Origin of the sequence: Lactiplantibacillus xiangfangensis (assembly GCF_001438845.1) — a bacterium.
GTDB lineage: Bacteria > Bacillota > Bacilli > Lactobacillales > Lactobacillaceae > Lactiplantibacillus > Lactiplantibacillus xiangfangensis.
On record NZ_JQCL01000053.1, the window covers coordinates 1 to 14,173 of the forward strand.

At 46.8% G+C, this 14,173-nt stretch carries 11 protein-coding genes; all 11 read right to left on the reverse strand.

Features of this window, described 5'->3' with window-relative positions; translation table 11 throughout:
* Positions 1-53: 53 nt before the first annotated feature.
* A complete protein-coding gene (locus tag IV64_RS04340; protein WP_057705922.1) occupies positions 54-356 on the reverse strand; it encodes a hypothetical protein in 303 nt (100 codons plus the stop codon).
* Between the two features lie 214 nt (positions 357-570).
* Positions 571-1,059 carry a hypothetical protein gene (locus IV64_RS04345; protein WP_057705923.1) on the reverse strand — a complete coding sequence of 163 codons (489 nt, stop codon included), beginning with the start codon at positions 1,057-1,059 and terminating at the stop codon, positions 571-573.
* A 198-nt stretch (positions 1,060-1,257) separates the two neighbouring features.
* A complete protein-coding gene (gene dnaI / locus IV64_RS04350) occupies positions 1,258-2,193 on the reverse strand; it encodes a primosomal protein DnaI (RefSeq protein ID WP_057705924.1) in 936 nt (311 codons plus the stop codon).
* A 3-nt stretch (positions 2,194-2,196) separates the two neighbouring features.
* Positions 2,197-3,621, reverse strand: coding sequence for a replication initiation and membrane attachment family protein (locus IV64_RS04355; RefSeq protein ID WP_057705925.1), 1,425 nt, complete (start codon positions 3,619-3,621; stop codon positions 2,197-2,199).
* Positions 3,622-3,631: 10 nt separating this feature from the next.
* Positions 3,632-4,144: a transcriptional regulator NrdR gene (nrdR, locus tag IV64_RS04360; protein ID WP_057705926.1), complete on the reverse strand. Its 513-nt coding sequence runs from the start codon at positions 4,142-4,144 to the stop codon at positions 3,632-3,634.
* Between the two features lie 40 nt (positions 4,145-4,184).
* Positions 4,185-4,781, reverse strand: a complete 597-nt coding sequence (gene coaE / locus IV64_RS04365) for a dephospho-CoA kinase (protein ID WP_057705957.1) — start codon at positions 4,779-4,781, stop codon at positions 4,185-4,187.
* 9 nt (positions 4,782-4,790) lie between these two features.
* Entirely contained in the window at positions 4,791-5,615 is an 825-nt protein-coding gene (mutM, locus tag IV64_RS04370; RefSeq protein WP_057705927.1) for a bifunctional DNA-formamidopyrimidine glycosylase/DNA-(apurinic or apyrimidinic site) lyase, read from the reverse strand.
* An 11-nt stretch (positions 5,616-5,626) separates the two neighbouring features.
* Positions 5,627-8,275: a DNA polymerase I gene (polA, locus tag IV64_RS04375; protein WP_057705958.1), complete on the reverse strand. Its 2,649-nt coding sequence runs from the start codon at positions 8,273-8,275 to the stop codon at positions 5,627-5,629.
* A gap of 234 nt (positions 8,276-8,509) precedes the next feature.
* Positions 8,510-9,226: a Bax inhibitor-1/YccA family protein gene (locus tag IV64_RS04380; RefSeq protein ID WP_057705928.1), complete on the reverse strand. Its 717-nt coding sequence runs from the start codon at positions 9,224-9,226 to the stop codon at positions 8,510-8,512.
* Positions 9,227-9,988: 762 nt separating this feature from the next.
* Positions 9,989-11,302, reverse strand: a complete 1,314-nt coding sequence (murC, locus tag IV64_RS04385; RefSeq protein WP_057705929.1) for a UDP-N-acetylmuramate--L-alanine ligase — start codon at positions 11,300-11,302, stop codon at positions 9,989-9,991.
* Between the two features lie 63 nt (positions 11,303-11,365).
* Complete coding sequence (locus IV64_RS04390) at positions 11,366-14,152, reverse strand: DNA translocase FtsK (RefSeq protein ID WP_057705930.1); 2,787 nt, start codon at positions 14,150-14,152, stop codon at positions 11,366-11,368.
* Between the last annotated feature and the right edge of the window lie 21 nt (positions 14,153-14,173).

Genomic DNA, 14,173 nt, shown 5'->3' on the forward strand with positions numbered 1-14,173 from the left:
CATGGCCTTTTTGGTCCAATTATTTAAGTGGTGCACTTGAATTGTAAATCAGGCTATTTTTGATACCCCTGTTTACTGACTTGTTGCCAAAAAAATCCGCTACTTATATCATCATGAATAATTTGATTTGTCCCTACAGCACTAATAATTGGTAGAACCCAAAAGAAAATAATAGTCCAGTTACTACTGTCAAAACTAATCCATCTATTGTAGGTTGAAAACCAATAGTTATTACCATCGATTTGTGACAGCAACGGCAACATAGTGGCTATTACATGAACTATGACTATCCCGACACCTATTATTAAACCTCCAAAATATTTAGAAATTGCCATCCTTTTAAATATAAAATTCATAACTTCCTCATTTCTTAAGCCAAATTCAAAAAATACAAATACGGCAATATTATAAAAGCTTCAATTTTACAGCTAAAAACAGGCTAAAAAGTGATAGATACTACCACTTTTTAGCCTGTTTTAACACTAATGTGGGCATTGAAAATAGTTACGGATACTCAAACATTCTTCGTGTAATGACTTTTATTCATCGTAAAACATGTAATTTATATTTCTAATGATCCGCGTGCCAATATCCATACGCATGACCGTTAGAATAAGAAGTTGCAGAAATATACGCTGCATTACCAGTACCATAATCTTCTACCAAACGATTGTACATATTATAGGACCGATTACGATGAACATTATAATGATGGCCATGTGAAACATCGACATTTCCAGTTCTACCAGCTTTATACGAATGCCCCCAAGCAGTTGCAGTATACCAAGGAATATTTACCGTATTAGACTTCAAACCGTAACCAGATTTTGTCTGTTTTGCTTGCCTATATGATTCATCATAAGGGCTGTTCCATCTAAACTCGAAATGCACACGAGTCAAATCAGCCGCAGAAGCAACTTGAGATCCCACAGTTGCAAATAATGGAAAAATCAATAATAAAGTTATCAATAATTTTGACATATGTTTTTTCAACATAAACCCCCCCTTTTGTGTTGTCCTACACAATCCAGAATAATTATAATCATTTGGATTTTTCATAGGAATATTGCACTCCTCCGCTCTATCATGTCCCCCACAAGACGTTTTTTAGTTTACCATACAATATATTTTTTGAAATAGTTTTATGAAATAAACGAATTATTTTCATTAATATTTCATTTTGTTGGGCACATTAAAGGTATTCCACAAAAAAATTGCAATTTCCAGACTGAAGCCCGAAAACTGCAATTATTTGTTTTATTGTTCTGGATTAAGACGGCGGTTTTGACCGACCATTTCAATTTCAGTTGCTAAGTAGCGGACCCGTTGCATGATGCGTTGGGCCTTAACGGGTTCTTCGTCACCCTTTTGCGAAATCGTCAGGTAACCATCTTGGAGTTCCTGCATCGAGAAGTTCGATGAGAAACACGTCGGCAGTTCCTCTTGCATCCGGTATTCCAAAATCACGCCGAGGACGTCGTCACGAATCCACGTCGACGACGCATCCGCGCCAATATCATCAATCATCAAAATCGGTGCGCGCTTAATCGCGTCCACTTTATCCGCGGAAGTATTGTTACTGATGGAACGCTTCATTTCTACAGCGAAACTTGGAAAATGAATCAGGGTCGTTTGAAACCCATTCGTCGCTAAAGCGTTCGCCATCGCGCCTAACAAGTAGGTCTTACCAACCCCGAACGACCCGTACAAGTACAGCCCACGGTGAAACCGCTTGGGCGCTTGGGTGTACGCGTCAATGAAGTCCATGGCAGACATTAGTGCTGCAGCACGATTTCCATCCTGATCATAAGACTGAATCGTCGCGTTCTGGATATTTTTCGGCATACTGATCGAGCGAACTCGGTGTTGCAATTCACGGGCCGCCTGCTCTTCTTGCAGTTGCGGCGTTGGTTGATAGGCAATATCAATCAAATGATTACTCATAACAAGTTCGGGTTGATACCCCGGTGCCTGGGTAGGTTCATGCTGTGCCAATTTTCGCTTTTCTTCACAAAATTCATAGAGCTTAGCCGAGGAGCGTTCGAGCGCATCCTTGGATAATTCCTTTTGGTGAGCGGCTAAAAAGCGACGAACATCCACGTCTTGGTAGACCGCGTCCATCAAGGCTTCATAACGATGATTCAAATTACGGCGATTCATCAACATTTTTAATGTATCTGAGACATTCTCCATTTTTTAGTCCTCCTTTTTGGAATTAGCATCTAATTTTGCGACCCGTTCGGCAAGCTGCTTCCGCTGTGCTTCAGTCAACTGATTAGCCGCTGACTTAGATTTCGGCGCCGCCTGCTTACCCTTGGTCTGTTCTTGCGCCCATTTCGGCACAATTTCTTTACGCACTGGCCGGCCGTTGTTCTGACGACGTGCGGGCCGTTTCTTCGGTTGTTGCCGCGTCTTAATGTAAGCCAACGCGGCTTCGGGCGTCGTTAAAGTATGCTGCTGCCAGTCATTTGCAACCGTTTCTAATAAGTTTCGATTCAGTGCCGCCAACTCCCGGTTTTGTAACAGGTAGAAAACAAGCATATTGATCACTGCGCTTGGCAAAACGCCCCGGTTGACTAAGTCATGAACCAACCGGTTTTCACCAGATGTGACAAAGCCGTGTTTTTCTTGTTTTAAGTCGGCCAAAAAGTCGTACGGAGTCGTACTCTTAGCGTAGCTCACTAACTGCTGTTCCGCAGCCGTCAACTGTCCCTTAACCGTAGCACTCGCCTTTGCCGGTGTCGCTGGTGCGGCCGTTTCCGCCACTGCGGGTGCACTTGGACGTTCATAGCGCCGTGCAATCAATAACTTCAGTTGACTTTCATCAAACTGACCAGTCGTCAAACTAGCCACTTCACTAATCAACTTAGCCATTTCGATTTCGCTAATGCCATAGACCCGGCTTTCCGTAATAATCAGCTGGCGTGATCCAGCAACCTGCTTCAAGTCGACGTAGTTTTGCTTGAGCACTTGCCCTAACAATTGCCAATCGAAGTCATCGTCTCCAATGACGGGATTCGTTGGCTCCGCAGGTTCTTGCGCCGCCAACTGTGCCCGGGCTTTTTGAACCGATAGCGGTGCATCGTTTGTCACTTTTCGCCGGTCAATGTGGAAGACATCCAACAAATCAGCGGTCACGTTTTGCGCCTTTGAAAGGTCAACACTGGCCGGCGTAAAATCTGACGCTAACTGCTGATAGCGTAGCTCGCCGACCGTATCTAACAACAAGATACTTAGTAAGTCATCGGCAAAGAAATGCAAGGCAGTCATCGGAACTTGTAAGCGGTAGACGTAGACCGCACCCAGTTCGTCTTCTTGATAGTAGCTGCGCAATAAACCGGTTGCTTCTAACTTTTTGCGGGCACTTAACACACTCGGTAGATCAGCACCCAGTACCCCTAGCAGTTCGGCGTGACTCCGCCGGTTACTGAGTTCATTTTCGGAACTTTGAAGGGAGCGTAACGCCGCATACAGGCTGTACGCCAACGGTCCAATTAACGGCAAGTACAATTCCGCCAAGACGGCTTGGTCAGCCGCACTCAATGCGGGTACGGACGGTACCACCAATCCCGTTTTAGGTGTTAACTGCGGTTCGTTATTCGTTTGCATTGCCTGCACCATTCTTTATCTTTTAATCTTTTTTCGTTTTCGGCGCACGACTATTCTTAGGCTGTTTGGCCAACTTGACTTTATCGCGCTCCATCATATCTTGAAGTTCGTTTAAGAAAACATGCATATCTTTGAATTGTCGATACACGCTTGCAAAACGAATGTATGAAATTTCATCGATATCCGCTAATTTTTCCATCACGTACTCGCCAATCACTTGACTTGAAATTTCATTTTCACCTAGTGCGCGAACTTTATTTTCAACGTCATCGACAATGCTAGTCATGGTTTCCATGCTAACAGGCCGTTTTTCGGCGGACCGAATGATTCCGCGTAAAATCTTTTCGCGGTTAAATTCTTCCCGCGCACCATTCTTCTTAATAACCAATAATGGTGTCGCTTCGACCCGTTCAAAGGTTGTAAACCGGAACCCACAATTTTCACATTCACGGCGACGGCGAATCACGCGACCGTCATCGGTCGGTCGGCTGTCAACCACGCGGGAACCATTATGATGGCAGTGTGGACATTGCATAGACTTCTCACCTCATTTTGCTAGTAGTCATAAACATTCTTTAATAATTTATAGTTTTCAGCCATTTTAACACGGTAGTTCTTGTTTTATCAACGTTTTCTCCGTTATCGATCACGACATCCGCCATGGCGACCTTCTTAGCCAACGGCAATTGACTCGCAATTCGCGCCTGTGCATCCCTTTTACTGAGGTGATTACGTGCCATCAACCGCTGTAACACGACGTCCGCTGGGGCCGTAACGACCATGACCTGGTCACAAACGTTTTGCCAACCACTTTCAAATAATAACGGGACGTCCAGGATAACCGCGCTTGGCCGCGTTTTACCAGCCGCAACCGTCGCTTTTAGCATCGCGTATTGAATGGGCAGACTCGTGATTGCCGTTAGTTCGGCCAACGCTTGGGGGTCGGAAAAGACTTTTTTGCCCAACCACGGCCGATTCAACCGACCATCCGCTAATAACACTTGGGGGCCAAAGTGCGCCGCAATCTTAGCCGTGGTCGGCTGACCGGGCCCTTCGACCTGCCAAGCGATCTTATCAGCATCCACGATGGGCAATCCCGCCTCCGCTAACATCTTAGAAACCGTTGATTTACCAGTCGCAATGCCACCAGTGAGTCCAATAATTTGTGTCATGGCAATCACCTACAAGCGTTGTTCGTGCGGACAGAAATGAGTCCCCCGCTGAGCAACTTTGATTTTTTCAATCAGCGTCCCACAGCGTTCACACGGTTCACCTTCCCGGCCGTAAACGTGTAATTGGTTTTGGAACTGACCAGCTTCACCAAACGCCGTCGAAAATGAGTGCACGGTGGTGCCGTGACCCTTAATGGCCATCGCCATCTCATCAATAATACTCTGACGTAAACTAGCAATCTCTTCTTCTGTTAAAGAATTAGCTGGACGCATCGGGTGAATCTTGCTCATCCATAACGTTTCGTCCGCATAGATATTACCAATTCCAGCGATCTTACTCTGATCAAGGAGTAATGGCTTGATCATCTTTTTTGATTTACTGAAAATAGTCGTCATATACGCCACGGTCAGCTGATCAGCGACCGGCTCGGGCCCCATTTTTTTAAGGCCACCTACCGTATTTTCTTCGCCCGTCGGCACCAGCGTCATCCGCCCAAACTTCCGGGTATCGTTATACAGTAAATCCCGATCATCGGTTAAGTGAAAAACAACGTGGGTGTGTTTCGTCTGTTCTTGACCACGCGGCGCGACGTTATACTTACCTTCCATTCGAAGGTGCGACACCATGGTCAGGCCGTTGCTGAAACGAAAGAGCAAATACTTGCCACGCCGATCGACTTTTTCAATAGTTTGTTGTTTTAAACGTTGCTTGAAGCTTTCAACATCATTATTAATGATTTTCGGCCAAAAAACATCAATACTGGCAATCGTGGCCCCCTTCACGAGGCGGTTAAGTCCCCGCCGGACCGTTTCAACTTCTGGTAATTCAGGCATTCTGATTCCCCCTACTTTGCGTCGTACCACGTATCGCCAAAGTGACTTTCCACTTTCAACGGCACATCCAGCTTCACAGCTGAATCCATCACACTTGGCACTAATTTTTCTAGCACGGGAATTTCTTCGTTCGGTGCTTCAAAGATCAATTCATCATGGACTTGCAATAACATCGTGGCTTTAAGCCCTTCCGCCTTTAACCGGTCTTGCATCTTGATCATCGCAATCTTGATGATATCCGCTGCACTCCCTTGAATTGGCGTGTTCATCGCCGTCCGTTCAGCGAACGACCGTTGATTGAAGCTCTTAGAGTTAATGTCTGGCAAGTAACGCCGCCGATGGGCAATCGTTTCAACGTACCCTTGGTCATGGGCGGTCTTAACGACCTGATCCATGTACGCTTTAACGCCCGGATATTCGCGGAAATACGAGTCAATAAACTGCTTCGCTTGTTTACGGGTAATGCCAATATTTTGTGACAGCCCGTAATCACTAATGCCGTACACAATTCCGAAGTTCACGGCCTTCGCTTGCCGCCGAATGTTTGGCGTCACTTTTTCTGGTGAACTTATATTAAAGATCCGCATCGCCGTTGCCGCGTGAATGTCGTCGCCCTCCTTAAAGGCTTCCTGCATATTCTCGTCACCCGTAATGTGTGCGAGCACCCGCAATTCAATCTGTGAATAGTCAGACGAGAAAATTTGCCAACCCGCGTGACTAGGGACAAATGCTTGGCGAATCTTACGACCTTCTTCCAGCCGAACGGGAATATTTTGCAAGTTCGGGTCTACGGAAGACAACCGGCCCGTTTGCGTCAACGTCTGTAAATAACGCGTGTGGACTTTTTGATCCGACGAATGAATGGCCTCTAGCAACCCTTCAACGTAAGTCGAGTTGATTTTTGAAATCTGCCGGTATTCCAAAATGTTGGCCACAATTGGCGCTTCGGGTGCTAGCTTCTCTAACACGTCGACCGCCGTTGAATATCCCGTCTTAGTTTTCTTAATGACGGGTAATTTCATTTCTTCAAATAAAATGTGACCCAATTGCTTTGGTGAATTAATATTAAATTCTTCGCCAGCTTCTTGGTAAATGGTTTGTTCAATTTCACTCAGCCGTTCCTTGAACTGGCTCCCCATCGCCTTTAACGTCCCACTATCAACGGTGATGCCAGCCATTTCCATTTGTGCTAAGACAATGGCCATTGGCTTTTCAATGTCATCATAAAGTGGGGCTTGTTCGTTAGCCGTTAACTTCTTCAATAATTCTGGTTTCAAGGCAGCGATGGCGGCTAATTTCCGGGCTAGATGGCTGAAGAAGACTTGATCATCTTCCGGGATTGCTCGTTTAACTCCTTTACCATAGACCACTTCATCACTTGGTAAATCAGTGTAGCCGTGTTGTTCAGCCAAATTACCTAAGTCATTGCTGTTATCGTTAGTGTCCAGCAAATAAGAGACCAACAACAGGTCAAAATCGACCGTCTTTAATTCGATTCCTAGTCGGTGTAACCCAACCATCGTGCGCTTCATGTCGAAGACGTCTTTTTTAACCGTCGTGCTGCTTAACAGGCCGCTCACTTCCGGCTTCATCAGCAATTCAACGTCACGGCTAACGTACCATTTACCGTTCGCCCCAATCGCAAACCCGGCAAACGCGGACGTGTGGTAATTAGGCGTCGGCATCTCTAAGTAGAAGTCGATTTGGTCACCTAATTGCGCCAGTTCACCTAGGTTAGCGGACGTTAACGTGGTGAAATCAATCGGCTTTTCTGGCTCGTCTGATTGAACGTGTAATTTCTTCAAGAAGGACTGGAAATCCATTGCACTGTAAAATTCCGCCAATTGGTCGATGTCTGGCCCATCGTAGGCAAGGTCGGCTAAGCCAACTGTAATCGGCGCATCACGCTTGATCGTCGCTAACACCTTAGCGCGCGTCGCCAAGTCGTGGTCTTCAATCAAGTGGTCCTTCATCTTGCTCTTCTTCATCGCGTCGACGTTTTCGTAGACGCCTTCAATTGACCCGTATTCCTTTAACAGTTTCAGGGCCGTTTTTTCACCGACTTTAGTGACCCCCGGATAATTATCCGATGTATCACCCGTCAATCCTTTCATATCAATGATTTGTGCTGGCGTGATCCCTAACTTTTCTTGGACGTGTTCGGGCGTATAACGCTCTACTTCAGAAACCCCTTTAACGGTCACGGCAATGGTCGTGTGGTCCGTCGTTAACTGCGTCAAATCACGGTCACCCGTAACGACCGTCGTCGTATAACCGGCGTCATCCGCCTGTTTAGACAGGGTCCCAATAATATCATCAGCTTCAAAATTTTTTAATTCATAATGTTGAATGCCATACGCATCTAGAAGCTGCTTAATGTATGGCATTTGTTCAGAAAATTCACCCGGGGTCTTCGCACGACCGCCCTTGTAATTATCGAACATTTTAGTCCGAAACGTTGTTTTACCAGCGTCAAAGGCGACGAGCATATCAGTCGGCTCAACGGCCTTGATCATGTGGTCCAGCATGGTGTTAAACCCGTAGATGGCATTGGTATGTAACCCATCCGCGTTAGTAAAGCGTTCAAGTTGGTTATGTAACGCAAAGAACGCCCGGAACGCCACGCTGTTACCATCGATCAATAATAATTTTTTTGCCATATTAGTTTGCTCCCCGTTTTGATAGATTCGATTATTCGTTTTGTTCTGGTTCGCTAGTGCCAAAACGACCTCAATTACTTTGCCAAAGCTAGTGACAACTAGCCATAGTACACCTTTAATTGTACCAAACTATTGGGTAAAACGGGCATTCGGCACTTAGAAAATTGAACGAGTGTTTGCCATTAAAAAAGGATTGTAGCCAGTTGGTTACAATCCTAAAAGTTATTTTAATTATTAGTCGCGGCTTGAGCCGGCAAAGATTTGAATGAAGTACAAGAACAAGTTAACGAAGTCCAAGTACAATTGTAAAGCACCAGTAACAGCTAACCCAGTTGAAGAAACCTGGTCACCGTATTGCAAGTACATTTTCCGCATGTTGTTGCTATCCCACATGGATAACCCGGCGAAAATTAAGACACCGATATATGAGAAGATGTAGCTGATCATTTCGCTTTGCAAGAACAAGTTAACGATTGAAGCGACGATTAACCCAATCAAAGCGGCAAATAAATGCGTCCCTAATTTTGAGATGTCACGCTTCGTCGTATTACCAATCACGGCCATGGTTCCAAAAACGGCCGTTGCGGCGACAAAGGCCCCGCCAATCGTTGCGCCAGTATACAACTGCAACGTGACGGACATTTCAACACCAAATACCACCGCGAAGACCATTAGTAACGTAAAGCTCATCGCAGGATTGCGTGTCGCATTTTTCTGAATCCCACCGATCATCACAAACATGCTGACAATGAAAATCATCAAGAACCAGAATGGATGGGCCGCAAACGCACTGTTGATAGCTTCAGCGAACACTGTCATCGACAGGTAAGCCGTAATAGCGGAAACTAATACGGCTAACGCCATGAAACCGTACATCTTGGATAAGAAACTGCGTAGCCCAATCTGGGTGTTAATCGTACGCGGTTGCGGATCATTTTGAAAGTTGTTCATCGATTATCCCTCTTCCACCTAAAATTTAATTAGATTATTAATTCCGAGTTAAAGCTCTCATTGAGTCTTCAGATGCCACCAACGCCTAGCGTCAGTGACCTCCTCACGCTAGTTTATCAATCAAATGCACTTTTCTAGCCATCTCAATCAGACACCTCAACTTTCTTGTCATCTAGTGTATCAGATTAGTCAGGGAAGGTAAAACAGTTTGTACTAGATAAATATATAAGATTTTCTTATATTCAGCACTTCTCAAATTACCACCAGCGACCGTAACAACCGCTTCGGCGGCCAACCTCGGTGTGCTAAGGGGAACGGTCCCAGCCACAGGACGGTCTGGAACCTCGATTCAAAGACGATACCCCACGTCTTTGAATCGTCCCGCAAGATTGACGTAAAATTCGCCCGCCAATCTTGCCGACACAGCACACCGAGGCTGCCCGCCTTCGCTAAAATTAGTTTTACTATTGTTATTTTGTCGAATAATCAGAGGTCGGCGCGATAACATCGGTCGTGAAGGTGGTGTTGGCCGATGGTTTTTCGGTCTTACACCACGGACGGTCCGGGACAGCTGTCATTTAAAGAGTGTCCCGGGCGAGGAGCTAGACCACTTCCAGGCTAGCCCCGGTCCCACGACCACATGTTATCAGCGCCGACCGGACGAGATACATAAGACACTAAAAAATCCCTTAGAAGTCAGACTCCTAAAGGATTTTTTGCGCGTTATAACGAACGGGCACCAATTGCCCTAGTTATTAAAGCCTATTTCATTTCTTCTTCGTAACGTTTTTCGTATTTTTGAATATCGCCGGCACCCATAAAGACGACCACGGCATCGTGGTAAGCTTCCAAGGCGTGCATGTCGTCCATCGTGATGATTTCACCGCCATTAGGTAACTTGGCTGCTAAGTCCTTCGACGAAACGTCGCCAGATTCTTCACGCGCTGAACTAAAGATGTTCGTTAAGAACACGTGATCCGCCTTGCTTAAACTCGTCGCAAAACCATCCATTAAAGCCTTCGTCCGTGAATAAGTGTGAGGTTGGAAAACTGCCAAAATTTCCTTGTCTGGATACTTTTGACGAGCAGCATCCAAGGTTGCTTTGATTTCAGATGGATGGTGCGCATAGTCGTCGATCAGCATCATTCCGCCACCAACTTGGTGTTCAGAGAAACGGCGTTTGACCCCACTAAAGTTCAGTAGTTCACGCCGAATTTCATCCAAGTTGACCTTTTCGAAGTAAGATACCGCAATGACAGCCGTACTGTTCAGCACGTTATGTTCACCAAACAATGGAATTTCGAATTCGCCAAGGGATTCGTCATGGTACTTCACTTCAAAGGAAGAGCCTTTCGTGGTCCGTTTAATGTTGACCGCCTGGAAATCATCACGGTCGCTAGTGCCGTAATAGTAAATTGGCGTTTTAACGTCTAACTTGCGGAGACTTTCGTCGTCACCCCAAGCAAAGATTCCCTTTTTAACTTGGCTACCGAACTGTTCAAATGCAGATTGAACGTCGGCTAAGTCCTTGTAATAATCTGGGTGATCAAAGTCCACGTTAGTCATGATGGCGTAGTCGGGATGGTAAGCCACAAAATGACGACGGTATTCGTCAGCTTCAAAGACGAAGAAGCGGGCATCTGGTGTCCCCTTCCCGGTCCCATCACCAATTAAGTAACTGGTTGGGGCAATGTGGCTCAAGACATGGGAGAGCAATCCGGTCGTTGACGTCTTACCGTGAGTTCCCGCTACCCCAATACTCGTGTAACCTTCCATCAATTTACCTAAGAATTCATGGTAACGGTAAACGGGAAGCCCCATCGCACGCGCCTTTTTAATTTCAGGATGTTCGTCGGTAAAGGAATTACCAGCAATCACCGTTAAGCCTTCATGAATGTTGTCAGCAGAAAATGGCAACATTTTAATGCCAGCGGCGGCTAACCCCTTTTGCGTAAACGTGTATTGTTCAATATCGGAACCTTCCACTTGGAAGCCCTTATCATGCAAAATTAAGGCGAGGGAACTCATCCCAGAGCCCTTGATTCCAACAAAATAATAAACCGTTGCTTTATCCATTATTATCTTAATCTCCCGTGTTCGCAATTCATCAATTAAGCGGTGAATCGGTCTTTATTTAAATTATGAGTTGGCTTGTATCTTAGTTAAATCATCCGCAGTGAAATAAATATCGCGCGGTTTGGAACCCTTGGCGGCGGAAACGTAGCCCCGTGCTTCTAGGTCGTCAATAATATTGGCCGCGCGGTTATACCCAATCGAAAAGTTTCGCTGCAATTTGGACGTCGACATCGTGTCTTCATCAGCAATGTAGGCCAAAACCTCTGGCATCAGGTCATCTTCATTTTTAGCGGCTTCTTCGTGCTTCAACAAATTATCCGGTTGAAACTCGTAGTGCGGTGCGGCTTGGTCACGAACAAATTGGGTAATGGCATCAATTTCACGGTCCACAAAGGTCCCCTGCAAGCGCATTGGATTACTTTGACCGTTGCCTAAGTACAGCATATCACCACGACCCAACAATTGCTCCGCCCCACTCGTATCGAGGACGGTTCGTGAGTCCACCTGACTTGAAGTCATAAACGCGATCCGGGTCGGAATATTGTTCTTGATCACACCCGTAACCACGTCGACACTCGGCCGTTGCGTGGCAACTAGCAAATGAATCCCCGCAGCCCGGGCTTTCGCCGTGATGCGCGCAATGTAATCTTGGAATTCACTGGAAGCAACCATCATCAAGTCGGCTAATTCATCGATCACGATGACGATGTAAGGCATCTTCAAGCCCGGCTCATGGTGCTCTTCCGCCAAATGGTTAAATTGTTCAATATTCCGTGCCCCGCCAGCAGCCAGACGATCGTAACGGTTGTCCATCTCATCGACGACCCACTTCAAGGCCGCTGAAGCCGCCTTAGGATCAGAGATCACTGGTGCTAACAAGTGTGGAATCTCGTTATACGGTGCTAACTCAACGGCTTTCGGGTCAATCAATAATAATTTGACCTGTTGTGGATTAGCGCGGTATAACAATGAAACTAAAATACTATTAATGAAGACAGACTTACCAGAACCCGTTGAACCGGCAATTAAGCCGTGCGGCATTTTACGCAAGTCCGTGACTTGTGGTTGCCCGAACAAGTCAACCCCTAACGCTACCGTTAACGGCGACTTGCTTTCTTTGAACGGTTTAGAATTTAACACTTCTGAGAGCATAACTGGCCGTGACTTCTTATTAGGAATTTCAATTCCGACCGTATTCCGACCTGGAATTGGCGCTTCAATGCGAAGCTGTTTCGCTTCCAGTGCCATCTTAATGTCATCTTCGAGGTTGGTAATCTTGCTGACCTTGATGCCCCGTGCCAATTTGACTTGGAACTGGGTAATCGTTGGACCAACTGTCCAGTCGACCACGTTAGCGTTAACTTTAAACGCACTTAGCGTTTCTTCTAAGGCGGTCGCCTTCTGTTCGATCCAGTCATCCATTTCGGATTCATCCAAAATGACCGGCGCCTTTAACAAGTCGAGCGGCGGAAAATGGTACGCCGCTAATTCCTTGGCACCCAAGACTGGCGCCGCAGAATCACCCGTGTGTACGGCCGATTCAGGTGTTGGTTCACTAGCTGAAGCTGGCGCTGCGCTTGTCTGTTTAATAACTTCAACCGGTTCCTGTGGTGTTTCGTCACCTGCTGCAGGTGCTGGTCGCATCCCGACTGGTTGGTAAGGTTCATCGTCATCATCAGCTGCCACCGAAGACTGAACTGGAGTCGCTTCAGACAACGTCGTTGCGGTTTCAGAATGCGATTGCGCCTGATCCTCATCCGAACGTACTTCAGAAGTCGGCCGCTCTTGATCTTTAAATAAGGCTAGATCAGACTGTGCATCGTGTTCAGCGCTCATGATGGCGTCTAATGACAACCCTAAGCCACGACTAGGCCGGGCCTCAGATTTAGCTTCAACCGCGACCGCACTAGCCACCGTAGCAGCTGCGCTGATCGGGTGCGTTGGTTCAAAGACCACCGTTGGCCCAGCCGGCATCGTCGCCATTACTGGGGTTGTCGGTTCAAAGACTTCCGTTGGGGCCGCAGACTGAGCGGTCTGACTAGCTACCTCATGACGCGCACTTTGAACAGCCGAAGCGGGTTCAAAGACCACCGTCGGTAACGCCGCACTGGCAATTGCCGGAACAGCAGCTTCACTAGCTGCTTCCGTAACAACAGACTGCGCTGAAGTTACACTGCTTTGCGCTGTTGACCCAACTGGTGCTGCGGCTGTCGACAACGCTTGCGTTGGTTTAAAGACCACCGTTGGCCCACTGGTCGGTTGCGCGGCCACTTGACTAGCCGGCGTCGTTGGTTCAAAAGTTTCAGTTGGTCGGTCACTAAAACCGCTTGCGTGCGGTTCAAAGACTTCGGTCGGCGCATTACTTGTCGGTTGAGCCGTTTCGTCAACGGTCGGTTTAGGCAACGGACGCTGTAAGTCAACTTCTGGTAAGTGCTCACTGGCCTCATCCGCAAACAACATAAACGAGTCCGTCGCTTTATGCAGGCTCGCTTCAATTTCAAGATAATTTTGGTCATCCTTTTGCCGAATGATCCCACCGTTCGTCATCGCATTCGTCAATTGTGCTGGAATATGTGACGGGTGAAACGACCCGTGCGTCCCACCATTAAACGGTGCGTTACTTGTCGGTTCACTAGCTTCTTTTGGACGCGCCGGCGCTTTTGAACGCACTGGTTGTACCGGTCGTGCTGCTCGTGGCGTTGGCCGGTCCGCTTGAGACGTCACCCGTGACGACTGCGAACTTGCGGTCGACGCGGCAGGAGTTGATTGACTGGCCGCTGCCGAATGATTCACTTGTGGTGTTTTTAATCGATATTTCCGGAAAAAAGCCGGGCCATCATAATGGTTCATTTTCAATCATCCTATTTCGTA

Excerpts from the sequence above, each read along its gene's own strand:
- IV64_RS04340 (WP_057705922.1), bottom strand. The coding sequence starts at position 356 with ATGAATTTTATATTTAAAAGGATGGCAATTTCTAAATATTTTGGAGGT.
- IV64_RS04345 (WP_057705923.1), bottom strand. The coding sequence starts at position 1,059 with ATGAAAAATCCAAATGATTATAATTATTCTGGATTGTGTAGGACAACA.
- dnaI (WP_057705924.1), bottom strand. The coding sequence starts at position 2,193 with ATGGAGAATGTCTCAGATACATTAAAAATGTTGATGAATCGCCGTAAT.
- IV64_RS04355 (WP_057705925.1), bottom strand. The coding sequence starts at position 3,621 with ATGGTGCAGGCAATGCAAACGAATAACGAACCGCAGTTAACACCTAAA.
- nrdR (WP_057705926.1), bottom strand. The coding sequence starts at position 4,144 with ATGCAATGTCCACACTGCCATCATAATGGTTCCCGCGTGGTTGACAGC.
- coaE (WP_057705957.1), bottom strand. The coding sequence starts at position 4,781 with ATGACACAAATTATTGGACTCACTGGTGGCATTGCGACTGGTAAATCA.
- mutM (WP_057705927.1), bottom strand. The coding sequence starts at position 5,615 with ATGCCTGAATTACCAGAAGTTGAAACGGTCCGGCGGGGACTTAACCGC.
- polA (WP_057705958.1), bottom strand. The coding sequence starts at position 8,275 with ATGGCAAAAAAATTATTATTGATCGATGGTAACAGCGTGGCGTTCCGG.
- IV64_RS04380 (WP_057705928.1), bottom strand. The coding sequence starts at position 9,226 with ATGAACAACTTTCAAAATGATCCGCAACCGCGTACGATTAACACCCAG.
- murC (WP_057705929.1), bottom strand. The coding sequence starts at position 11,302 with ATGGATAAAGCAACGGTTTATTATTTTGTTGGAATCAAGGGCTCTGGG.
- IV64_RS04390 (WP_057705930.1), bottom strand. The coding sequence starts at position 14,152 with ATGAACCATTATGATGGCCCGGCTTTTTTCCGGAAATATCGATTAAAA.